Source organism: Roseivirga sp. AWQ4_251, from assembly GCF_056158225.1.
In genome coordinates this window covers 1270725-1295540 of record NZ_JBSWSW010000002.1, presented here as the reverse complement: position 1 = coordinate 1295540, position 24816 = coordinate 1270725, and the positions used below count along the sequence as shown (strand labels likewise).

General features: G+C 39.9%; 18 protein-coding genes. 6 read left to right on the top strand and 12 right to left on the bottom strand.

Translation table 11 applies throughout. The annotated features are described in order from the left end of the window. Positions 1-155 precede the first annotated feature (155 nt). From ACXACJ_RS19680 to ACXACJ_RS19630, 11 genes are all read right to left on the bottom strand, one after another. Complete coding sequence (locus ACXACJ_RS19680) at positions 156-3467, bottom strand: WD40/YVTN/BNR-like repeat-containing protein (RefSeq protein ID WP_475136136.1); 3312 nt, start codon at positions 3465-3467, stop codon at positions 156-158. A gap of 147 nt (positions 3468-3614) precedes the next feature. Further along, a complete protein-coding gene (locus ACXACJ_RS19675) occupies positions 3615-5798 on the bottom strand; it encodes a bifunctional alpha,alpha-trehalose-phosphate synthase (UDP-forming)/trehalose-phosphatase (RefSeq protein WP_475136135.1) in 2184 nt (727 codons plus the stop codon). Between the two features lie 126 nt (positions 5799-5924). Beyond that, positions 5925-6653 carry a hypothetical protein gene (locus ACXACJ_RS19670; RefSeq protein WP_475136134.1) on the bottom strand — a complete coding sequence of 243 codons (729 nt, stop codon included), beginning with the start codon at positions 6651-6653 and terminating at the stop codon, positions 5925-5927. Positions 6654-6677: 24 nt separating this feature from the next. After that, a complete protein-coding gene (locus ACXACJ_RS19665; RefSeq protein ID WP_475136133.1) occupies positions 6678-7439 on the bottom strand; it encodes a LytR/AlgR family response regulator transcription factor in 762 nt (253 codons plus the stop codon). Beyond that, entirely contained in the window at positions 7436-8464 is a 1029-nt protein-coding gene (locus ACXACJ_RS19660; protein ID WP_475136132.1) for a sensor histidine kinase, read from the bottom strand. Before ACXACJ_RS19660 ends, ACXACJ_RS19665 begins: the two co-directional genes overlap by 4 nt. A gap of 35 nt (positions 8465-8499) precedes the next feature. After that, entirely contained in the window at positions 8500-9198 is a 699-nt protein-coding gene (locus ACXACJ_RS19655) for a hypothetical protein (protein ID WP_475136131.1), read from the bottom strand. A gap of 48 nt (positions 9199-9246) precedes the next feature. After that, on the bottom strand, positions 9247-9891 hold the full coding sequence (locus ACXACJ_RS19650) for a hypothetical protein (protein WP_475136130.1): 645 nt from the start codon (positions 9889-9891) through the stop codon (positions 9247-9249). A 127-nt stretch (positions 9892-10018) separates the two neighbouring features. Beyond that, complete coding sequence (locus ACXACJ_RS19645; protein WP_475136129.1) at positions 10019-12184, bottom strand: TonB-dependent receptor; 2166 nt, start codon at positions 12182-12184, stop codon at positions 10019-10021. 121 nt (positions 12185-12305) lie between these two features. Further along, positions 12306-13064, bottom strand: coding sequence for an SDR family NAD(P)-dependent oxidoreductase (locus tag ACXACJ_RS19640; RefSeq protein ID WP_475136128.1), 759 nt, complete (start codon positions 13062-13064; stop codon positions 12306-12308). A 68-nt stretch (positions 13065-13132) separates the two neighbouring features. Continuing rightward, on the bottom strand, positions 13133-13855 hold the full coding sequence (locus ACXACJ_RS19635; protein WP_475136127.1) for a hypothetical protein: 723 nt from the start codon (positions 13853-13855) through the stop codon (positions 13133-13135). A gap of 41 nt (positions 13856-13896) precedes the next feature. Then, positions 13897-14505 carry a hypothetical protein gene (locus ACXACJ_RS19630; RefSeq protein ID WP_475136126.1) on the bottom strand — a complete coding sequence of 203 codons (609 nt, stop codon included), beginning with the start codon at positions 14503-14505 and terminating at the stop codon, positions 13897-13899. Between the two features lie 198 nt (positions 14506-14703). Between ACXACJ_RS19630 and ACXACJ_RS19625 the strand changes: the two genes are divergently transcribed. The 5 genes from ACXACJ_RS19625 (at position 14704) to ACXACJ_RS19605 (ending at position 20582) form a co-directional block, all read left to right on the top strand. After that, positions 14704-15795 (top strand): amidohydrolase family protein, encoded by a 1092-nt coding sequence (locus ACXACJ_RS19625; protein WP_475136125.1) that lies wholly within the window; start codon positions 14704-14706, stop codon positions 15793-15795. Positions 15796-15923: 128 nt separating this feature from the next. Further along, a complete protein-coding gene (locus tag ACXACJ_RS19620; RefSeq protein WP_475136124.1) occupies positions 15924-17195 on the top strand; it encodes a hypothetical protein in 1272 nt (423 codons plus the stop codon). Beyond that, on the top strand, positions 17192-18220 hold the full coding sequence (locus ACXACJ_RS19615; RefSeq protein ID WP_475136123.1) for a sensor histidine kinase: 1029 nt from the start codon (positions 17192-17194) through the stop codon (positions 18218-18220). Before ACXACJ_RS19620 ends, ACXACJ_RS19615 begins: the two co-directional genes overlap by 4 nt. Positions 18221-18232: 12 nt before the next feature. Next, positions 18233-18994: a LytR/AlgR family response regulator transcription factor gene (locus ACXACJ_RS19610; protein ID WP_475136122.1), complete on the top strand. Its 762-nt coding sequence runs from the start codon at positions 18233-18235 to the stop codon at positions 18992-18994. 355 nt (positions 18995-19349) lie between these two features. Beyond that, positions 19350-20582, top strand: coding sequence for a hypothetical protein (locus ACXACJ_RS19605; protein WP_475136121.1), 1233 nt, complete (start codon positions 19350-19352; stop codon positions 20580-20582). 67 nt (positions 20583-20649) lie between these two features. Here the strand turns inward: ACXACJ_RS19605 and ACXACJ_RS19600 are convergent, their stop codons facing one another. Beyond that, on the bottom strand, positions 20650-21276 hold the full coding sequence (locus ACXACJ_RS19600) for a cytochrome c oxidase subunit 3 (RefSeq protein ID WP_475136120.1): 627 nt from the start codon (positions 21274-21276) through the stop codon (positions 20650-20652). A 141-nt stretch (positions 21277-21417) separates the two neighbouring features. On the opposite strand from ACXACJ_RS19600, the gene mfd reads away from it, so the two are divergent. Further along, on the top strand, positions 21418-24765 hold the full coding sequence (mfd, locus tag ACXACJ_RS19595) for a transcription-repair coupling factor (RefSeq protein WP_475136119.1): 3348 nt from the start codon (positions 21418-21420) through the stop codon (positions 24763-24765). Positions 24766-24816 lie beyond the last annotated feature (51 nt).

The following is a 24816-nucleotide window of genomic DNA, read 5'->3' as shown; positions in this document are numbered from 1 at the left end:
AAAAGAGAAAGACAAATACGATTGAGGTCGAAAAAAGTTAAACCAGCCATATTTCCTCGATGAAAGATAAGGATGAATACGCTCTAAGATGAAGTTTAGGGGAAGTAGAGGAGGTTTACACCTCCTCTACAATAAGTGCAATATAATATTGCTATTTACTTTTTCCAATTAGGAAGCCTTCCGGGGGTCAATAAAGCATCCATTTGATCCAATTTTTTATCCATTTGGACAAATTCGGTTAAAAGAGATTTTACTTGAGGTAGAATTTCGGAAAATTCATCGGCTGCTACTTCGTAATTTCGAATGGCTGTTCCTGTAACATTGGATGTAGAACCGAAAATATCGTAAACGGCCTGTTGTGCTCTTTGGCGTGTGCTATACTCTCCATCCAAATCCAGCTGATTGTAATCCGAATCTCCATTCATGGCATTGGTCAAATCTTTCAGCTTGGCTTCCAAAGTCAATATTTCCTTCATCAAGTCATTCGATTCTCTGGCAGGAAAACCTTTAGCCGCAGCTTTGTAAGTAGAAAGTTTTGCATTCATGTCGGATACAAGACCACTGGCAGCTCCAATAGCTTGAACCAAACCCATCGCTTTTTTCTTAAATGCAGCCATTTCTGCCCAACTTTCTGCTGGAATGCTGCGATTGTCCAAGTCCTTCACCACAAAAGAAACCGGCTGAACAAGCTCGGTAATTTCACCTTTAACATTTTTGGCCAAACTCACTGTGTATTGGCCTGGCACCACATATATACCCGAAGACGGCAAGCTAGAAGTAGGAGACGCTTGGCGAGCATTAACTGCGCCAAAACCAGCATAGGTTAAGTCCCAATTGATTTCGTTAAGCCCTGTTCTCACGGAACTTCTCAATTCACTCACAATATCTCCACTCTGATCTTTAATGGTGAAAATCAAGAAAGAGGGTAATTCACTTTCTTCCGCTTTTAACTCTTCTAAAGTTGGGTAAGGAATATCCTCTCCATTTTTAAAAGCCGCTGCTTCCTTTTTCGATCTGTCAGCTTTAAGACTTGAAACGCCATCTTTTAGCCAATAAGTAAAGGTTGCTCCTGAGGAAGGGTTATCGGCTGCGTAAAACATTTCACCCTGAAAGCCTTTATCTCTGCTTCCCAAGCTTCCAATAGGTTGCCACTTGTTAAAAATTAAAGCGTCTTTAACCGCAAAAATGTGAGCGGGCTTTTCTTTTAAACTTGGAGCCAATTCTCTCAGCGCAGCATAATTATCCAGAACATAGAATCCACGGCCAAAAGTGGCCAAAACCAAATCGTTTTCACGTTCTTGAATGGCCATGTCTCTCACATTGATGGTTGGCAAACCAGCACTCATTTTAGTCCAAGAGGTGCCCTCGTTTAAAGAAACGTAAACTTCATATTCTGTTCCTGCGAAAAGGATATTTCCGTTTATATGATCTTGCTCCAAAGCGTAAACAGCCTCTTTAGGCAAGTTTGAAGAAATGCTTGTCCATGTTTTTCCTTTGTCGGCACTTTTATAAACATAAGGCGTAAAATCTCCGCTTTTATGATTGTTGAAAACAGCGTAAACCGTATTTACATCGGTTTTCGAAGCGATCAGATCGTATACATAAGTGTTTTCAGGAACTCCATTAAAACGATTCACTTTTCTCCAATTCTGACCACCGTCTTCAGTGATGCTAATTTGACCGTCATCGGAACCCACATAGATCAGGCCCTTTTGCAAACGCGATTCATCTAAGGAAACGCCTGCACCATAACGTGAAGTAGAACCATTTTTGGCAACCGCATCCATTGGCCAAATTTTGCCCATAATTGGCAATCTGTTTCTGTCGATGTCTTGATCCAATTCATCGCTGATTACTTCCCAAGAATCGCCACGATCGGTACTTTTAAACAGTTTGTTACCAGCAAAATAAATGGTTTTATGATCGTGCGGGCTGACCATAATGGGTGAATCCCAATTGAAATTATACTGCTTTTCATCCTTTCTCGGTTTAGGTTGAATGCTCACTGATTCACCACTTTTAACATCAAATCGAATCAAACCTCCGTTTTGCGATTGCGCATACACAATATTCGGATCTTCAGGATCGGGAACAGATTCAAAACCATCGCCTCCCTGAGTTACAATCCAATTGGCGCTTAAAATTCCATTCTGATAATTAGTTTGAGAAGGTCCTCTCAAACTGTAGTTGTCTTGAGTTCCGCCCATTACATTGTAGAAAGGATAGTCATTATCTACTGAAACCTTGTAAAACTGAGTTACAGGAAGATTTGTGAAGAACTTCCAGGTTTGGCCTTGATCGAAAGATTCATATAAACCACCATCGCAACCTTCGAGCAAATGCTTGTTGTTGGAAGGATCAATCCACATAGCGTGGTTGTCCCAGTGTTTACTTTGTTCTCCTAAATTTGAAAAGGTTTTGCCGCCATCGGTAGTTACCAAAGTGAATGTGTTGAGCAAATAAACGCGATTTTCATCTACAGGATCGGCTACAAGTTCTTGGTAATAATTTCCGCTAGAAGAAGTACTACTCATTTTCTGCCAAGAAGCTCCGCGGTCGGTGCTTTTGAAAAAACCACTTTGACTGCCCTGAGCCTCCACAGCTGCATATAAGATTTCTGGATTGGCTGGAGAAATGGCGAAACCAATTCTTCCTTTATCGCCACCCGGAAGGCCGCGATTGATTTTAATCCAGTTTTCACCACCATCGGTAGACTTATAAATGCCTGACTCTGGACCTCCACCTAAATATGTCCACTGTCTTCTTCTTCTTTGGTGAGCCGTAGCATAGAGCACATCGGGGTTTCGTGGGTCGAAGTGAACTTCGTTTACTCCCGTATGCTCGCTAATTTCCAATACCTTCTTCCAAGTTTCTCCACCATCTGTGGTTTTATACAAACCGCGATCGCCACCCGCACTCCAAAGAGGACCATAAGCGGCCACATATACCACATCTGAATTTCGTGGATCGATGGCGATCATCCCGATGTGCTCGGAATTTTTCAGGCCAACATGTTTCCAGCTTTTACCACCATCTATCGACTTATAAACGCCATCTCCATAAGAAACCGATCGTTGGTTATTGTTTTCCCCAGTTCCTACCCAAACTACATTTGGGTTATTAGGGTCAAGCTCTATAACCCCGATGGAATAAGAACCTTGCCCATCGAAAATAGGAGAGAAAGTAGTTCCCGCATTCGTGGTTTTCCATACGCCACCCGCTGCAGCTCCTACATAAAACTCGCTATGGTTTTGTGGGTTTACGGCAACATCAGCAATTCTGCCCGATGTTAGTGCTGGCCCAATGCTTCTAAATTTGAATGAATTGAGCGAAAAGCCATTGAGAGGGTCGTCAACATTTACTTTTTGAGGTTGATTGCGTGCCTTTTTTCGCTGGGCATGCGATGTTTGAAATGACAAGCTGAGCACTAAAACCAAGCACAACAGCCTGTATAGGTTGGTCTTCATGGTGTAGATGTTAAGTTGAATAAAAGTTAGTTAGTGTATAATTGCTTATACAATCTACACTTTATGAGTGGGCAAAAAAATAAAGTCGCTCAATTGAGCTCAGAGAAAGAGCCCAAATGAACGACTTAAACGGAATCGTGGGGGTAATTATAATCTTGTTAGCTCATCTAATAAGCCAGTTACTTCTTTGTAGTCTTCCAGGCCAAATCGGGCGGCCGAATTTCCTCTTCCTACTTTAATTGTATAGTCGTCTTTATCTAATGCCGCGAACATATCTTCATCGGTAAGATCATCGCCAATGGCCAATACAAAATCATGTTCTATCTGTTGTTCCAGATAATGAACAGCTTGCCCTTTGCTGACTTCCTTCGGCTTAACTTCAACGATTTTGTTTCCATTCATTACTGTAAGCCCTCTTTCAATTAAGAAATGCTTCAAATGACTGGAGAGCTCGTGAACTCTGATTTCTCCCAAACCACTTTCTACTTTTCGATAGTGCCAAACCATAGCGTAATCCTTTTCTTCAATAAAGGAACCGGGAGTTCTATCTACATAAAAAGTCATGATTTCGCGTGCGGTTTGTTTCCAGTCCGAATCTGTATTTTCTAAACGATTGATGAAAGAACCATCTTCATTTTCGATCCAAACGCCATGTTCGGCAACTAACCTCAGATCAAAATCGCTGAGTTGTTTTTTCAAGAAGTTTCTATCGCGCCCACTTACTACGAAAACCTCATTTTTTTCATCTTCGGTAAGTTTGGTAAGCACTTGTTTTAGCTTTTTCGTAGGAACTGATTTTTCAGGATTATCATGAAAACCCACCAGCGTTCCATCGTAATCTAAAAAGAGTAATCGCTTTTTCGCTTTGTGATATCTTTCGTGCATTCCGTTTCGAACGCGTCCTGCCAACTTCTCAATTTGCATACTCTCTTGTTGCTTTTTAACTTCTTTAAGGTTTGAAATGAAAAGATCTACCCAATTGAAAATGGTGTATGTTTTTAAGGTGCGCTGCATCACCTCCATGTGTTGTTCCTGCTCGTCTTCCCACATGTTTAAGGCCTTATAGATGCTATCCACCATTTCGTTTCTATTGTTGGGGTTTACCAAAATAGCATCCGAAAGCTCCTTGGCAGCTCCGGCCATTTCGCTCAAAATCAAAACTCCTTTTTTATGAATTCTAGAAGCGATGTATTCTTTGCAAACCAGGTTCATTCCGTCTCTTAAAGGAGTAATCATGGCGATATCGCAAAGGCGATAGAAGGCGCTAAGTTCGTTGAGCGGAAAACTTCTGTAGAAATAATAAACCGGCTGATAGTCAATTTTGCCATACCTGCCATTAATTCTACCTACCCATTCGTCAACTTCTTCCTTTAGGTTTTTATAGCTAGGCACTTGATCTCGGGAAGGCACAACCACCAAAAGCAAGGATATTCGGCCCACGTAATCGGGATATTTTTTGAAGAAGCGATCTAAGGTTTTCAATCGCTTTACAATGCCTTTGGAATAATCGAGTCTATCGACAGAAAGAATGATTCTTTCGGACTTAATCTCTTTTTTGAACTTATCTAAATGCTCAACAGTGGCGCTTTCTTGAGCTACTTCTTCAAACTTTCGGTAATCGATACCCATTGGCAGAGAATCCACCACAACCAGTCTGCTTCCTACTTTCAGTTGATTGCCTTCATAGGGCGTTCCGGCCAATCGATGGCAGCTACTTAAAAAGTGGCGCGTATCGTCATACGTGTGAAAAGCCAAATAATCGGCTCCCAGCATTCCCAATAGCAATTCTCTTCGCCACGGAATCATTCTGAAAATCTCGTATGATGGGAATGGAATGTGATTGAAGAAGCCAATGGTACAATCGGGATGTTTTTCCCTGATCATTTGCGGCAACAGCAGAAGTTGGTAATCGTGAATCCAGAGTGTATCTCCTGGTTCTAAAAGCCCTAGAATTTCATTGGCGAATTTCTCGTTTACGCGCTGGTAAGCTTCCCATTGCCTGTCGCTATATTGAATGTATTGTACAAAGTAGTGGAAAGCGGGCCACAAAGTTTGGTTTGAAAAACCGAGATAGAAATCTTTAACGTCATCCGGAGTAAGAAAAACAGGATGCATACTGCTTTCTTTCAAATTTTGGGTTACAAACGCTTGCTGCTCTTTATCTTCAATGGCGGCTCCGGGCCAGCCTACCCAAATGTTATTTCCTTCTCTATAAATTGAACCTAAACCTGTTGCTAAACCTCCTTCGCTATTCTTAAAAGTTAATTCTCCGTTATCGTCCTTTTCAATTCTGACAGGAAGACGATTGGATACTATTATGGTTTTTGGCATAGTTTGAAAGTGTATGAGATATACATATTACCGCTAAGCCTTTAGAATGTTCAAGATTTTCTCTGAAAATGGAGAAATCGTGTGCGAAGCACTTAAGTCCCTAATTATGGGCGAGATAGGTTCTGCCTACTTTTTAGTAAACGTGATTTGATATTTGCTAAAAGGCACTTGAACTTCCTGACTCATATAGCCCACCATGATAATGCCCGTTAATGTGTTATCGGTAGCCTTCTCGAAATAAACGATGCCGTATTCAGCAGGTAAATCAGGAGATGTAAATTCCAAAGCATAATAATTATTGAGCTTATGAATAAAGTATTCCATTTTCTGGCTTTCTCCATTCTGTTCAATTGTTAGCTGATTATTTGCTCCGAATTTGAAGGTTTTTGAATTCAAAGCTTCTACTTCGCCAGAAACTTTCCAAGCGGAATTCTCCAAATTCAAGTTAATGGGTTCGGGATTGTATTTGGTAAAAGAGTAAACGGTATAGCCCTCTTCTATGGTAGATTGTAATTCCAAATTCTTGAAATGAGAAAGATCGCCTATTAACGTATCGGCTGGCGAAACAAATTTCACTTTGCCACTTTTTTCTGAAAAATCCCAGTTTTCCTTAACATCAGCAAAATAGCTTTCGGCTTTTCCATTTGGCAAAATAGACAACAACATTAGACCGGGTTCAACAAAAATAGGGCTGCTTTGAGAGCTATCTTGGTAAATGAGCTCGTTGTTGGCCATATCCATTTCCGGAGCCGTAGAACGAATGGTGGATAAAAACCAATGCCCTTCGAGATTTAAATTTTGAGCCGAAGTTGAAAAAGCCAGAAATAGGAATAAAAAGCCAAATATTTGTCGCATCCCCGAATATACGGTAAAATGAAACTAACGGTCGAGCCATTGTTTAAATTCCTGCACTTTATCGCGGCTTACAATAGCATCCATTTCGTCAGACTGTTGAAGAATAATTCTCAAGCGGGAATTCGAGTAAGTAACAATGTCCTTTACTGCGCTTAGTGAAATCAAGTATTTTCGATTGATTCGGAAGAATTGAGAAGGGTCCACCAACTGTTCTACCTGTTCCAAAGTGTAATCGATAATGTAGCGCGCCTTTTCCTGCGACTGCAAAAAAGTAGCCTTATCCTGACTAAAAAAATATGCTGTTTCGGCCACAGCTACCGTTCGAATGTGCTCGCCAATTTTAACCACAAAACGTTCCTTATACTGTTTGGTTAGCATGTTCATCGCTTTGTGCAAAGCCATCATATCTAGCGATGGTTCTGATTTCTTCTCAAAACGAGCTTTGAATTTCTCAAGCGCCTTTTCCAATTCTTTCGGATCGATAGGCTTTAGCAAATAGTCGATACTGTTGACCTTGAATGCTTGAATAGCGTACTCATCGAAGGCGGTGGTAAAAATGATGGGTGAAGTAACTTTCACCTGCTCTAAAATCTCGAAGCTGAGGCCATCTGCCAATTGTATATCAAAAAACAATAAGTCTGGCGATTCATTCTCTTCCAGCCACTTTACGGCTCTTTTTACTGAGTCTAGCTTGGCCAGAATTTCCAAGTTCGGTTCTAAGTTTTCGAGCAAACCAGTTAGCCTTTTGGCGGCCATGTTTTCGTCTTCAACAATCAGTACCTTCATTTTTCAAAGTCTAAAAGAGGAAGTTTTACAATAAAGTCTTTTGGGCCATTGGTGATTTCTACTGGAGTTTGGCTCAAAAATTCATAACGCGACTTTACGTTCGATAGCCCCATTCCCGAGCTATCTTCCGCAGGAATATTCTTTTTCTGAAGATTGTTTTTCACCACCAGCATATTTCCTTCTTCAACAAAAATATCGATGGTAAGAGGTTCTTCTTCAGCAATTATATTGTGTTTTATGGCGTTTTCTAAAAGCATTTGAACACACATTGGCGGTAACATTTTTTGCTCAAAACCCGCAAAATCAGTGTGTACATTCAGCTTTTCGTCAAACCTGATTTTCTGAAGAAAAACGTATGAATCTACAAAAGCCATTTCGGTTTTCAGGCTTACCACTTCTTGCGAACGCGTGTCTAAAACATAGCGATAAACCTTACTCAGTTCCCGAATAAACTGAGCCGCAAGGTCTTGGTCTTCATAAACCAAATTGGTAAGTGCATTTAGGCTGTTGAACAAAAAATGCGGATTTACCTGATTTTTGAGCGATTCGTATTTGGTGGCCATTTGCTCCTTTTTCAGCCTTTCTGCATCTAAAGCCGTTTGTTTCCAGTTGATGAAAAACTGCCTGGCATTTAAAAAGAAGGAAATCATAAAAGTGATGAGCACTGAGATGAACAGCGTTTCAGTAATGCCATCAATTTTAATGTGAAAAAGCCACCTGTAAATAAGGTACATTCCGTAAACCGCACCGGGCGTGTATATCAAAACGCCAATAATGCCCCAAAAAAAGCGCTTCCCTGGATTTTCTAACCAAGGAAATCGGTAAGAAATATACTCTGAGAGGTAGGCATTGCCTTGCCAAAGTAAAATCCATTGAAAGGCTGAATAACTTCCCGCTTTCCATAAATAGTCCCACTGAGAAAAACAGTCGCTACACCAAATGTAGAGAAAGGGAAAACCGAAAAGCCCGATGAGGATGGTACTCCCAAGTTCTTTTTTAAAGCTATATCTCGACCAAAAGCCCATGAATTTAAAATTAGCTGTTTTTATGGGTTTGCAAGTTAAACCGACATTTTTGGAGCGGTAGCATATTTTCCCATCCTAAATTTCATTCTATATTTTTTAGCTGAATAAGAAATTAAAGGCGAACCGAGCGCTGCTGGCAACAACCATAAAAGCCAACCCATTTCTTCCGGAGCATTAAACCTATGACCATTCTGAACTAAAAAAGCTGTGATACTCGCAATAAAGGCTCCGCCCATAAGATTCATATGAGCAAACCACCACCACATTTTTTCGGGTTCTCCTTTTCTTACAAAACCACGAATGTTCAAGCGAGCAGTATTGGCTGTAAAAAAGCCAAAAAACAAACAGAGGTAGGCCATAGCTTCGCCAAAACCACGCAAAGTCAAAAGGCGAATTCCTACAACAAACAAGCTCAAGCCAAAAAGCACTGTGGTAATGGCAGCAAACCAATCATACCACTTTGGTTTCAAATCCTTTTTCAACTTCAATACTCTCACACCTGAAAAAGTCATATAGAAGCTGAAAACCGCAATTATGGTGAGAAAGAAATTGAAGCGAACAAAAGCCACTATTAATAAAGCGCTGATGAAAATCCATGTCATTGACCAGAAGAAAACTCGGCCAGAAATCACATGCATTTTACCACCTTTTCGACCAAAAAATCCAGCCAGAATTCCAGAAAGTAAGGTTAAACCTCCAGCAGTAGCGTGCGATATTAAAAGTGCCTTTTCCATAGTTTGAAATTTTGAAAGGTTAGTTTGAAACTGATTTGGTAACCAACCTTAGTTGGCACATTTATTCTTCAGATCTTGTGCTACTTGAGCCCCCCATGAAGGATCGAAGCTTTTATCTTTCGTTTCTGCTTTGAAAAGTGCTTCACTTTTTTGACCGAGCTCACACGCCTTTTCAGTAGAAGAACCAAAGAATTCCGCTGTTCCATACTGCATTTGAGCCAAAAGAACCATAGCTCTAGGATTTTGCGGATTCGCTTCTAATGCCGCACCATAAGCTTGCATGATTTTAGGCGAAAGCGCCATGCCTCTGTTGTTCGGATCGGCAGCCAATTGAGCCATGTATACATAGCCTTGAAGCGCTATAATTTCTGAGTTATTGATAGATATTTCTCTTGCCTTGTCCACCAAAACCTGAGCCTTATCTACATATTGGTCTTTGGTTTGAATTCCATCGGCCTTCATAGCCATATTCACGTAGTTCAATGCCGCATAATAAGCTGGGTGCCATTGATCGGATACTTTTGCGGCAATTCTTTCAAACTGACCAGCTGCATTTTGCATGTCTTCAATACTTTTCGCGGTCGACATGCTTTCCAAGCCTTTAGTCATTGCTTTGATATAAGCTTCTTGGTTTTGGGCATTTAAACTGAACCCGATAATTAAAAGAATGATGAGGGTGATGCTCTTTTTCATGGTATTTGATTTTAAGTTTTTGATTTCGTTTTGATGAATCAAAGGTGGGGAATTGGGTAAGGCTTTCGAAAAATGACTTACCCAATCGTAGAATCTGAAGGATGAATCGTATGGCTCTGTTGTCCGATTATAAATTGTCTAGTTGATTTTCTTGCCCATCTTTAGAAAGGGTAATGAACAAACCGATGAACATGAATCGTTTGGCAGCTTGGCCAACAGGCTGCGCAGCATAAAGCCCCTGTTCATTTGGCGTAGCAGCATATTGATAGCCGAAGATGTTTTTCCGCCCAAAAACATTGGAAGAAGACAAGTAAAGAATAATGTGCTGCTTGATGAGAATCGCGGCATTCAAGCTCAAATCATGGAATTCTGGAGTTTTATCATTCTGAAAACCTGCCTTGTTCGGGTTATGAAACAATCTGGGCGAAGCAAAATTATAAGTGGCACCAAACTGCGTTCTGAGAGGCTCTACAAAATGCTTCAGTACAAATGAAAAGTTATGCTTCGAAACGAAAGATGGCGTAGCCGATTGATCGAAATTCTTGTAGTTTCTCTCGGTATCTAAGAATGAATAAGAAATCCAATAATCGGTATTCTTGAATGTTTTTCCATCACGCCAGAAAAAGTCTAAGCCTTTTGCTTTTCCATAACCAGCATTGCTGAAGTTTTCCGGAGTGTAAACATTAATATCCGTGTATTTTACCAAATCATCATAACGTTTTAAGTAGGCTTCGAGCCTAAAAACACGATCGCTAAATGTGTATTGGTAATTGGCAATGTAATGCGTTGCTCGCTCGGGTTTCAATTGTTGATTTACCAAAGCGTAATCATTTTGTGCCGATTGAAGGAATTTTCCATAAGCCAAAGAAAACTGGCCATTCTCTGTCAACTTATAAGACATTGCCATTCTAGGGCTTACAAAAGTTTGATTCAGCAGCGTTGAATGTTCCAGTCTTGCGCCTCCACGAAAAACGAAAGCGTTCGAAGCGAAATAATCAGCTTCAGCAAAACTGGTAAGCGTATTTTCCTCGAAGCTGTACTGCGCCTTAACCTGGTTTGGCCCATCCAGAATTCGCTTGAAATTCTTATGATAAAATTCGGAACCGAAATTCACAGTTAGCTTTTCGGCTGCATCCCAATTAAAAGCCAATTTGGTGTGCAAACCATTTTCGTTGCTATTGATGTCATCTCTATTCACGCCCAAATCATCTTTATTGATTGTGGTGGAAATTCCAGCCCGAACAGACCATTTTGCATTCAGAATATCTTTGTAGGAAGAGTTTAAATAGAAATAATCATTGGCAATTGAAACGGTATCTTTACTTCCTCCTTTATTGATATTAGGCTGGCGAATGATAAAATCTGAGTGGCTAAGATTGGTATACAATTTAAAAAGTCCGTTATTCTTTACTTTTTGTCTAATTATAAACTCTCCTTCAGAGCTCAAAGGAGCTTTTTCCCAATCGAAGAATTGGCGAATTACATGCTGATAAGGTCTTAGATTTGTGTACTGAACTTTTCCTGAAACCGAAGTATTCTCCCATTTTTTGGTGTAAGCCAAATCCCCACCCACAGACATTACAGAAATATCGCCTTGGGTTTTTTCAGGCATATCGTTGGAGTTAAGCACCAAAGCCGATGAAAGGGCTTGGCCATATTCGGCAGAATATCCACCCGTGCTGAACACCGTTCCTTTAAACAAAAAAGGGCTAAACCTGCCTCGAGTAGGAACATTGGGAGCCGTTGAACCGAAAGCATTTCTCACTTCAAGGCCATCAATAAAAACTTTGGTTTCATAACCTTCGCCTCCTCGAACAAACAGCCTTCCAGATTCTCCTACAGTTGGAGTTCCAGGAAGCGTATTGATCGCTCCCATAATATCGCCTGCTGCACTGGCCGTAGTCACAATGTCTAACGGTTTTAATACGGTAACCTTCTTTACATCGCTGGCCTCAAAAGCTCCTGCTGTAATGGTAACTCCATCCAGTTTGTTAATTTCTTCTTCCAAAAGAATTTTTAACTGAACCGACCTTCCTTCCAAAGTAATTTTCTGCTCATAGGTTTTATAACCAATAAAACTGACAACCAAGGTTTGAAGTCCGTTTTCAGTGGTTTCGAAAGAAAAACTACCATCTGTTTTCGAGTTGGCACCGTCAAAGGTGTCTTTCAAATAAACATTGGCTCCCGGAATAGCTTCCCCTTGGGCATCCAATACATTTCCTGAAATTGTGGTTTGGCCACTTACAAAAAAGGGAAAAAGAAAAAGGTTAAATAAAATGATAAAGCGTTGCATGTTGTTGTTTTTGAATCTTTGAGCTTGGGCTCATTTAATGATTCAAAAGTGGTGTTTGCGAACGCCTTATTTTAATTAAGCTTACCGAATCGTAGAATAGGGAAGATGAACCGTAAAAGAATTAGTGAACGTAACTTCCAGCATTCACATCGATGGTACAACCCGTAGCATGATCCATCATTCCGCTGGCCATCAAAACAATTAATGGCGCTAAATCTTTAGGCTCAGTCAATTGGTTCAAGGCGATATCATTTAAGGCAAACCCTTCACCATATTGATCCATAAAATCTTGGGCCATATCCGTTCTTACAAAACCAGGGGCAATTGTAAATGCTTTAATATTCTGCTTTCCGAAGCCTCGAGCAATGGAACGCGTTAAAGCAGGAATTCCTCCTTTGGAAGCCGCATAAGCCAGATAGTCGGGAGTATCACCTCTAAAAGAAGCGCGGGAAGCTATATTGATAATTCGGCCTTCACCCGATTTTTGAAAATGCTCAATCGCCTTTTTGCATAAAATGCCCATAGCTCTCAAGTTCACATTCATGGAAAAATCCCAGTGCTGAAGCCATTCTCCATCGTTTGAACTGATATGGGAAGAAACAGCTACGCCTGCATTGTTAATCAAAACGTCCAAGCCACCCATGGTTTCAACTACTTCAGTAAACATTTCTATGGTTTCATTAGGGTTGGCTAAATCCGCTTGAAAAATTCTACAATCGGCATTTAGCTCGTTCAATAGTTCTTGAGCATGCTTTTCATTCGAATTATAATGTACCGCAACAGCTGCACCAGCATCAGAAAGCGCTTTGGCCAGGGCACGGCCAATTCCTCGTGAAGCTCCCGTTACAAGAATAATTTTTGGGCTTAGATCGATCGTCATAAATTTGGTTTTCAGCAGAAACCAATTTTAAAAAAATTGAAGGATATTAGATAGAAAATAATCCTTGTTTAGTTATTTCCAATTCTAGAAAGCGATTCTAACTTTTGATTCAAACCCGCATCCTTTAACTTCTGAATGTTCTTTTCAATAGTATTCAGTTTTCGAATATCGTTTTGATCTAAGATGTTTTGATTTTGCTTAATCAGGTCGATACTTAAATCCATATTTTGTAGAGGATTACTTTTTTGTCGGATCAAGTTATTAAATTCTTCAAAGTCAGGCCTTTGTTCAAACTCTAAAAGCTGACTCTTCAAGTCTCCTTCTATTACCTCTTTCAATAAATCTTGTTGCCCCTTATTCAACATCGAATACATAAGTTCAAAAGTATTAATAGTAGAGAAGTTAGTAGCTACTCCTGTTCCAGAAGACCTCTGGTTTTGTAGATTCAGGGCATTAAAATTTATCATATTGGGGTTCTTATCATACCTCAACACATCGGTAACATACTTTAGGTCAGAAGAAAATGTGAGGTCAGATTTTATCTGTGTATGTAATTGATTAGACTTTGTTGACAAATTTGTTAGCTGAGAAGTGTGATCTGATTTCCTAATATCTTCGTGAATATCGTAAAGTCGATATGCATAATATTTATAAAGTGTATTATTCGCATTGTTTTCAATAGATTGGGCCATTTCCTGAATGCTGCAAACGTGATCAGGCTTAAACGTTTTGACTCCGATTAAAGTAGTCAGTACTGCAAAGGATAAAGTGATGATGTAAGAATATTTCATAAAAATCAAGTAATTGAAAAATGATTCATTAAAACTCATATCTAAGGCTTTCCCCCTATTAGATCCCCAAGGCCCGTTGCGTCAGGGTCCACAATCAAAGAGCAGGAGTCATTTCGACTTATGTTCTTTTGGGAAATAACGTATCGATACGGCCTAACTTGAAAATTATTCAGATCAACACCTGCATCTTTAAGTATGCTTGTAATTAGTATTACAGTGCCCAAAAAAGATAATATAACACCAGGACTAGAGGATAAAACTCTTAATTTAATCTGATCTTTAAAGTCTCCGCTAATTTCTGATGGGTCAAGCCTAATGCCTCTTATTATCATTATTGAACCCAAAAAAATCATTACCATACCAATTAAAAAAGCCATGTACTTTATTGAAGAAGCTGCCACGATACTTCTCGAAGAGTAACCAATTAATTTGTTGTTCATTTGGGTTTGAGCTTTGTAAAAACTTAACTCTAAGCTATCCGAGCTTTGTAATGTCAAATCTGAACCGACTTCGTTTTTATAAGCTTCACTAATAAGCCGTTGTTGTCTAGACTCAGCTCGGAAAAAGAATAGACTCACAGCAATTACTAAAACTGCTGTAAAGGCATATAATATTCTATCTTCTTTAGTAAAAATTTTGGCCTCATTCATTTTAAAAATGCATTAATTAATCACACAAAGTATGAGCTGAGTTCAATTTAAAAAATCGCAAGAAGAAATTAAAGATTAAAAGATATTTCAAAATATAGGATAGAGAGACCCCAACTTAAAAAGTCAACATTTGAGTTCTAAGAGAAAAGAGGTATCTATAAATTTTAATCGCCAATTATCGCCAACAAACCCATAGCTATGCTAAAGAGTTTTTTATGCTGTTCCTTCTTGCTCATGTTGTTTTTGAGCCAAAATTGTTGTTCTCAATCTGTTTCTTTTGAAGAATACAATCCGCCTTCCAGCCTGATTGTACCAGAAAACCCAGTCCAAAAAGCCAAGTTTCCTTTTATCGATATTCACAGTCACCAATGGCGTATGGGGCAGCAGGATTTGAAAAAGCTTGCTTCTGAAATGGACGCATTAAATATGGGTGTAATGGTAAATTTGAGTGGTGGAAGCGGAAAATCAATTGCCGATGCGATAACCAATATTAAAGCCAATGAGCCGACACGTTTTATGGTTTTCGCCAACGTAAATTTCAGCAATATTGGTGAAGAGGGATGGAGCGAAAGAGCTGCAGCGCAATTGGAACGAGATTACAAATTGGGAGCGCGAGGCCTTAAAATATTTAAAACTTTAGGGCTTTCTGTAAAAGATATAGATGGAAACAGGGTAACCGTTGACGATCCTCGTTTAGATCCGATATGGGCAAAATGTGGCGAATTAGGTATTCCGGTGTTGATTCATACGGCAGATCCAAAACAGTTTTGGGAGCCTTTCGATGCCAACAACGAACGCTGGCTTGAATTAAAAACACACCCTAGTCGCAAAAGAGAAGCCGATGATCCTGCACCATGGGAAACACTAATTGCCGAACAGCATCATGTTTTCAAAAAACACAAGAACACCACATTCATTGCTGCGCATATGGGTTGGTTCGCCAACGATTTAACCCAATTGGGCAAGCTTTTAGACGAAATGCCGAATATGATGGTAGAAATTGGAGCCGTGATTGCCGAATTAGGCCGACAACCAAAATTTGCCAATGCTTTTCTCACCAAATACCAAGATAGAGTGCTGTTTGGAAAAGATGCTTACAATCCAGAAGAGTATCCAACCTATTTCCGAGTATTGGAAACGCAAGACGAGTATTTTCCTTATTACAAAAAATACCATGCTTTTTGGCGAATGTATGGCCTAGGACTTTCAGACGAAGTACTTAAGAAAATCTATTATAAGAATGCCTTGCGAATCGTACCTGGAATTGACGCCTCAATCTTCCCCAAATAGATTTTGAGTTCGTGCTTTTCCCGATTCAGTATTTGAATATGCTATTACAGCCCAAAAGCATTTTACACAGCCAAGCTCAGCCTTATGTTTGTAATATGGAAGGTCTGCAACAAACAGGAAGAACGAAAATGAGGGGAATACTATTGGCCATTGGCGTATTAGTTGGGTTGCTAATTGTTATTGCCGAAGCTAAAGCCCAAGAGAAAAACATTTTTCTTTATGGAGAAGTAACCACCATTGGTGGCGATAAATATCGTGGGGCCATTCGCTGGGGTGATGACGAAGTATACTGGACCGACTTGTTAAATGCTCAGAAAACCTCAAACGACTTTCTGAAATTCCTTTCTCGCAAAGAAATAGAACAAATTTCGTCAGAAGATGGAAGCAATTCATGGTTGGGAATCGACTTTGGCGTTCTCAGCATTTGGGAAGATAAATTCAGCCGAAGCAACCACCAATTCGACACCCGATTTGGCGATATCAAATCCATTAAGCCAACGGGTCGTTCGCGTGGGCAAATCACCTTAAAAAACGGAGTTATTCTTGAAGTAAGTGGCGATGGTTACGAAGATATAGGCACTTCTGTAAGTGTAATGGACTACGAATTAGGAGAAGTAAAACTCGAGTGGCGAAGAATCGAAAAGGTAGACTTTTTAGAAAGCGGAAAAAAACTCGATCACATTTTTGGCCAGCCCATTTTCGCGAAAGTAAGCGCAGGTAGAAGAGGTACTTTTCAGGGAACCATTCAATGGGACCAAGGAACCAGCAAAAACACACACAATGAAAGATTTCAGGAAGATATTCTGAATGGAGAAGATAGAGACGGAGAAAAGAAAATTCCGTTTGGTTCTATTTCAAAAATTGTAAAAAACCGAAATGGAGTAGATGTTACGCTCAAATCTGGTCGGGAGTTTTACCTAACGGGTTCGAATGATGTAAACAGTGAAAACTCAGGCATTTTAATAAACGATGCTGAAATTGGGCAAATCGTCATTTCATGGCGCGATTTCGAGGAACTAGAAATGCTGGAAGATGAAAACTTAGGCCTTTCATACAGCGATTTTCCAACATCGAGCGGGCTAACGGCAACGGTGGTTACGATAGAAGGAGATAAATATACGGGCTTGATTGCTTATGATTTAGATGAAGCTTGGGAGTTCGAAATTCTGGATGGAAAAGATGACCGCACTACCTACAGAATTCCATTCAGAAACATCAAAAACATCATTCCTAAAAACTACGCTTATTCTTCAGTAATTCTGAAAAACGGAATGGACTTGCTTTTGGGCGAATCGCGCGATGTTTCAGATGACAATGACGGTGTGTTGATTTTTACTTCGAAAAATGGAAAACCTGAGTTTATCAAGTGGTCCAAAATCGATGAAATTATTTTTGATTGAGCCAATTGAAGTTCAGCCGCAAACAAATCGTTCAGCTTTTAGTAGTCGTAGTTTCTATAGCGGCCATATTTTTGGTGCTCTATTTAAGAGAAGCGCCCGAAACCTACTACTATACTGCTGGCTGGATTATCGCCATGCTCGGCCTCATTTTTTTGGCCAATCGTGGTTTAACCTTATGGCTCGATAAAAAATTGCCTTGGTTAAAATTTGGTAACCGAAGGTTTTACACTCAATTGAGCATCGGACTTTTTCTTTCGCTTATCATCATCAACCTCAGCTACTTAATTTTCAAATTCAGCTTTACACAAGATCCACCAGATCAGGCACAATTAGCCACGATCAATGCTTTGGGCATTTTGGTTTTGTTGCCCATTATTTCAATCAATTTTGGCATTCAGTTTCTAAAAAACTGGAAGAACGCCCAACTCAATTCTGAGCAATTTCAAAAGGAATCTATCAAAGCCGAGTTAACTGCGCTCAAAAATCATCTCGACCCTCATTTTCTGTTCAATAATTTGAATATTCTGTCATCGCTGATTTCAAAAGATCAAAAGCTTTCTCAGGCGTATCTGGAAAAGTTTGCTGAAGTGTACCGCATCATTCTTCAAAGTAGTTCTGAAGAATTGGTATTGCTGAAGCAAGAACTCGATTTTATTAGTGCTTATATGTATTTGCTCAGCATTAGATTTGAAGACACCATTCTGCTGGAAATTGAAATTGAAGAAAAATTAAAGCAAACCTATTTGCCTCCACTTACGCTTCAAATGCTAATTGAAAATGCGATTAAGCACAATGTGATCACAGAATTGAGACCTCTCAAAATCAAAATCAAAAGTGAGAACAATGGTTTGGTGGTGAGCAACAACCTTCAAGAGAAAAAAGTAGAAGCCATAAACAGTAGTAAATCAGGCATCGATAATATTCAACGCAGATACTCATATTTCACCACACGCCCGATAGAAGTTTTTAAAGATAGCGGCAACTTCGTGGTGAAAGTGCCATTGATCGATATCGCTGAAGTTTAAAAAATACAGCCCATGAAAGTTCTAATTTTCGAAGATGAAAAGCTCGCCTCAGAAAGGTTAATCGACTTAATTCAAGAGATAAAACCCGAGGTAGAAATTGTGGCAACTATTCGTTCGGTAGAAGCTGCCCTGCTTTGGTTAGAGAATAACGACTGCCCAGAATTGATCATCAGCGACATTCAACTTTTAGATGGTACAAGCTTCGAAATTTTTGAACAGGCAACACCAAATTGTAAAGTTATTTTTACAACTGCATACGATCAGTACGCCATAAAGGCATTTGAGGTAAATAGTGTGGATTACTTGCTCAAACCCATTCAGCAAGAAAAACTGGCAATCGCGCTAGAAAAATACGATCAACAATCCATTTCCACCGAAGCAAACAGTGTGGATATTGAGCAAATAAAATCACTTTTAACACACCAGCAAAAGGAATATAAATCGCGCTTTCTGACTAAAGTCGGGCAGAGGATTAAAGCAATTCCGGTAGATAAAATCTCGTATTTCTACACGAGCGATAAGATGACTTTTATTGTGACTTTTGAAAACCAGAAATACATTATTGACAACACGCTTGAAGAAGTAGATCAAATGCTGAATCCGAAAAACTTCTTTCGGGTGAATAGAAAGTTCATTGTGCATTTCGATGCCGTATCCGACATCCATCCGTATTTCAAAGGTCGTCTCAAAATCAATCTTCAACCTGAAATTGAAGACGACATCGTAATTAGCACTGAAAAAACTCCCGCTTTTAAGCAATGGCTCGATAATTAAACTTGCCCGTTCTGAATTGGCATTTTTCAAATTTTGAACCCTTAATTCTTCAGGAAGAGAAACAAAAAGTTGCGGCTTAAATCAAGCAAAAGATAATGCAGATATCAAGGTTTGTGGTAAGCGTGGTTTTCATCCTGAGTGAAACGAAGGAACTAACATCTCCATCTCAACTTGGCTAGAGAAACTTCCTTTCCTCTTTCAAAAACCAAATGGTCTGAATCGGGCAGTCAGGTTCAGTCGGTTAACTTCCCGTTTCGGTAGGTTTATGCGAGGGTAGAGCCAATTCTGGTTTTCTTGTTTTAGGCTGACAGCCATATTTGAGCCATCAAAATTTCACAGTCAAAACAACAAAATCATGGTCAAACCTCTATTATCTAAAATTTCACTTCTGCTTTTATTCACTTTGGGGAGCAGCTTCTTTCTAAATGCTCAGGACGAAGGCTTTATCTACGGAAAAATCACAACCATTGATGGCGACACCTATCAGGGTCAAATGCGCTGGGGAGATCGCGGTGAAGGTTTCTGGACCGATCATTTCAACGGCAATAAAGAAGACAACGAAAACTACCGCTACCTTTCTCGCAGAGATCGCGAAGACTTAAGAGATAAACAAAGAGACCGCAACGGTTGGAACAGCTTTTCCATTAGTTGGGGCAGAGAAGAATGGGAAACAACCCACGAATTCAGAACCGAATTCGGAAATATCTCTAAAATCGAAATTAACAGAAGATCAGTTGCCGAACTTACACTAAGAAATGGCGACAAGGTTTATGTAGAAGATGGTTCTGACGATTTTGGAACTACAATCACCATATTAGACGAAGAACTTGGCAGCACCAAATTAAAATGGAGCCGAATTGAAGAAGTTGAATTTATGCCCACTCCAAGTCGTTTGAAAAACCGAATTGGCGATGCATTATATGGCACTGTAGAATATTATGGGGGTTCAATTACCGGTTTTATTCAGTGGGACCATGACGAAAGATACACCACCAATGTATTGGACGGAGATACTCGCGATGGCGATATGAAAATTGAATTTGAAAACATTAAATCCATCGAGAGAGATCGCTCAGGCAGCACCGTAATTACTAATTCCGGTAGAGAATTATACTTAAGAGGTTCTAACGATGTAAACAGCAGCAATAATGGCATCATCGTAAACACTGAATTTGGCAGAGTGGATATTTCATGGAGAGAATTTAAGAAGGCGGAATTCACTAAAGCCCCAAACTCTGGTAAACCTTATAGTGCGTTTGAAGTGAAGAAGTTAAACGGAACCGTAACCACAACTAGTGGTAAAACGCTAAGTGGAGACTTGATTTTCGACTTGGATGAAGCCTACAATTTCGAAATGCTCCAAGGTTCCGATCACAATATCGACTACTTTATTCCCTTCAGTAGCATTAAAAGTTTTGCCCCTAGAAACTACGACAACGCTACGGTTACACTGAAAAACGGCACTGAATTGCTTTTAGGTGAAGGTCGCGATGTGAGCGAGCAAAATGATGGAGTGCTCGTGTTTAGTGGAAATGGCGACCCAGAGTTTATTCGGTACGAAAACATTAAAACCATCACTTTTAATTAACAGCCCAAAAGTCAAAACACAAAGGTCAATTACTCAAAAACCATGGCGAAAGCTGTGGTTTTTTTGTTTAAAAACTAAACAGCAAATAGAAAAATAGGATCAGCCATAGTACATCTATAAAATGCCAAAAGTCTGTGAGAATTTTAAAACGGACTTTCTCGTAAGGATTTGTTGCATATACTAATTGCTTTACCGCATCGAGCGAAGTTTTATGGCAGCGCATCAATAAAACGAGTAGGTAAATCAGAACAGCGCCCACGTGCACCACGTGTAAACCCGAAATCACGTAGAGATAAGCACCGGATTTATCGCCCGAAAAAAGAATATGGCTATTCTGTAATTCGCGCCAGCCCAAAAACTGACAAGTGGCAAAACACAGCCCTAGTAAAAACGTTATGCCTAGCCATTTTTTAAGTTCATCAATATCGTCCTTTTCAAATGCAGGAATAATTTTGGAGACTGAAAAGCTCGAAAGCAGCATAACCACAGTGCTCACCATAAAAAACTTAGGGAACTGCATTCTGGTAAAATCTGCGGCTGGGGGTTTGCTTACCGCAAAAGCAATCATCATAAAAAGAAAAACTATTGTGCTGCCTACCAAGCCCACAAAAAGCATCATTTGGTGCGGATGCAACTTTTCCATCCGTTTAAATGCTTCTTGTTTTAGGTCAGGCCTAACTTTTTCCTTTTTCATTTAAAATCCTTAACAAGGTATAAAAGTAAAGAGTTGGATAGATCAATATTAAATCTTCTTGAATTTAACGATGGAAGTTGATGGCTGGTCACGATTAGCCTAAGAATTATTTACATTTGCACCTTCTTTTTAGAAAAACACTTGAAAGTCAAAGATTTCATACGGATTTACAGGGAAGATCCCATCATTCAAACCATAGCCGAAAAGCTAAAGCCAAACGAAGGTTTAAGCATCCAGCTAAAAGGTTTGGTAGGTAGTTTAGATGCTGTAATTGCTTCAGCGGTGTATCAAATGAACAAGCAAACCTGCTTGTTTGTGATGCACGATAAAGAAGAAGCTGCCTATTTTCATAACGATTTACAAAACTTGATTGGCGATAAGGAAGTGCTCCTTTTCCCAACTTCTTACAAAAGGCCCTATCAGTTTGACGAAACTGAAAATGCCAATATTTTGATGCGTGCGGAAATCCTAAACCGCATCAATCATAAATCGTCTACTGGCGAGTTGATTGTAACTTATCCAGAAGCCCTTACCGAAAAGGTAATCAATAAAAAGTCGCTGGCTACCAATACATTTTCTACCAAAGTTGGGGAAGAAATTGACGTTGAGTTTTTGGCCGAGCTTTTAATGACCTATGATTTCGAAAAAACCGACTTTGTGTACGAAGCGGGCCAATTTTCGGTTCGTGGTGGTATTGTGGATGTATATTCCTATGCACATGATTTGCCTTATAGAATTGAACTTTTCGGCAACGAGGTAGATAGCATTAGAACCTTCGACCCTGTTTCTCAGCTAAGTCAGGAAAGCATCAAGCAAATCAATATTATTCCAAATATTCAAACCCGCTTATTGCAAGAGGTTCGCCAGTCGTTCCTGGATTTTATACCGAACAACACTAAAATCTGGTTCAAAGACTTTCAGCAAACCCTGGATACCATTGAAAAATACTTCGAAAAAGCATCTTCAAGTTTTGATGAAGTACTTTCGGTAACCGATGCGCAGGTCGTTCTAAAACCAAACGAGCTTTTCGAAACACAAAAGTCATTTAAAGAAGGTATTTCGAATTATGCCAAAGTCCAGTTTGGCAATCGCTTTTACAAAAAGGCCGATTTCGAATATAAATTTGAAGCCGAAGCTCAGCCTTCTTTCAATAAAAATTTCGATCTGATTACTGAAAATCTTAGCGAATGGCAAAGGCAGAATACTACCATGCTCATGTCGGCCGAGTTGTTGAATCAGATCAACCGATTAGAAACTATTTTTACTGAGCTAAATCCCGCGCTCAAAATTCAGCCCCTGAATATTGGCTTGCGACAAGGCTTCGTAGATAAAACATTGAAAATGCTGGTTTACACCGATCACCAGCTTTTCGACCGTTTCCATAAATACAAAACCAAAACCCGACATAGCCAGTCGAAAGCGCTGACTCTGAAAGAATTGCGCTCTTTACAGCCTGGCGATTATGTAACACACATCGATCATGGTGTGGGCCGCTTCGCGGGAATGGAAAAAGTAGAAGTAAACGGAAATTCACAAGAATCCATCCGTTTGGTGTATCGTGATGATGATTTGCTCTATGTAAGCATTCACTCGCTTCATAAAATTTCCAAATATTCAGGAAAAGAAGGAACACCACCAAGCATGAGTAAGCTGGGTTCTCCTGAATGGGAAAACAAAAAGAGCAAGGTTAAGAAAAAGGTAAAAGACATTGCCAAAGACTTAATCAGCCTTTATGCGAAAAGAAAAGAAGCTTACGGTTACGCATTTTCTCCCGATGGTTTTATGCAGGCCGAACTAGAATCTTCTTTCATTTATGAAGATACTCCCGACCAAGCTAAGGCAACCGAAGATGTAAAAGCGGATATGGAATCGCCACATCCGATGGATCGTCTGGTTTGTGGTGATGTTGGATTTGGTAAAACCGAGGTTGCCATTCGTTCCGCTTTCAAAGCATGCGCCAACGGAAAGCAGGTAGCGGTGTTAGTACCAACCACGATTTTGGCCATGCAGCACTATCGTACGTTTGCTGAAAGACTGAAGGATTTCCCTGTGCGAGTGGAGTACATCAACCGGTTTAAAACCACAAAAGAAATCAAGGAAACTTTACAAAGAGTAAAGGAAGGTAAGACCGAAATTTTGGTCGGAACTCACCGAATTGTGAACAAGGATGTTCACTTCAAAGACCTCGGTTTACTGATTATTGATGAGGAGCAAAAGTTCGGAGTTAAGGTAAAAGACCGATTAAAAGAATTTAAAGTAAATGTGGACGTATTGACACTTACGGCCACTCCAATACCAAGAACACTCCATTTTTCTTTGATGGGCGCAAGGGATTTGAGCGTAATTGCTACGCCTCCTCCAAACCGCCAACCGGTGACTACTGAGATTCATACTTTCAACGAAGCGATCATTAGAGATGCGATAAGTTTTGAGCTTAGGCGTGGTGGACAAGTATTTTTTGTCCACAATCGGATCAAGGATATTGAAATGGTCGGAAACATCATTCTCAAATTGGTTCCAGATGCCCGAATTGGTATTGCTCATGGCCAAATGGACGGAGCTATTTTGGAAAAGCGGATGGTTAAGTTTATTGAAGGTGAATACGATGTTTTGATCTCAACCAACATCATCGAATCGGGCTTGGATATTCCAAACGCCAACACCATCATGATTAACCACGCCCACATGTTTGGGCTTTCGGATTTGCACCAAATGCGTGGAAGGGTAGGGCGTTCGAACAGAAAAGCTTTCTGTTATTTACTAACACCGCCAACCATTGGCCTAAGTTCTGATTCTAGAAAGCGACTTAGTGCTTTGGAAGAATTCTCTGATTTGGGAGATGGTTTTAAAGTGGCCATGCGCGATTTGGATATTCGTGGAGCAGGAAATCTACTGGGAGCTGAGCAGAGCGGTTTTATTTCAGATCTTGGTTTCGATATGTACCATAAAATTCTGGACGAAGCCGTTCAAGAATTGAAAGAAACTGAGTTCAGATCTTTATTCGAAAAGGATTTGTTGAAAGAAGCTGCCGCAGCAGTTAAAGTAGATACTACAATAGAAACGGACATGGAAATTCTGATTCCAGAAACTTACGTGTCCAATATTTCGGAAAGGCTGGGCTTGTATTCTAAAATTGACAACATCAAAAACGAAGAAGGGCTTACCAAATTCAAGAATAGCTTAAAGGATAGATTTGGGCCTTTACCAGAACCTGTTCAGGATTTGATAAAAACTGTAAGGCTTCGCTGGTTGGCTGAAAACCTAGGTTTCGAAAAAGTTACCCTGAAAAGTGGTTCTATGAAGTGCTACTTCTTGCCATCGGATAACGAGAAGTATTTTCAGTCGCCTGCTTTCGGTAAAGTCTTAGCCTTTGTTCAGGTAAATCCAAGAATTTGCCAAATGAAAGAATATAAAACACGGCTTATTTTGCGAATCGATGATGTGGAAACCGTAACCAAAGCCATCGAAATTCTTCAGCAGGTAAAATAATTGTTGTTCTAGAAAGTAAATCACCCCGAGTTTCGGCTTCGGGGTGACTAT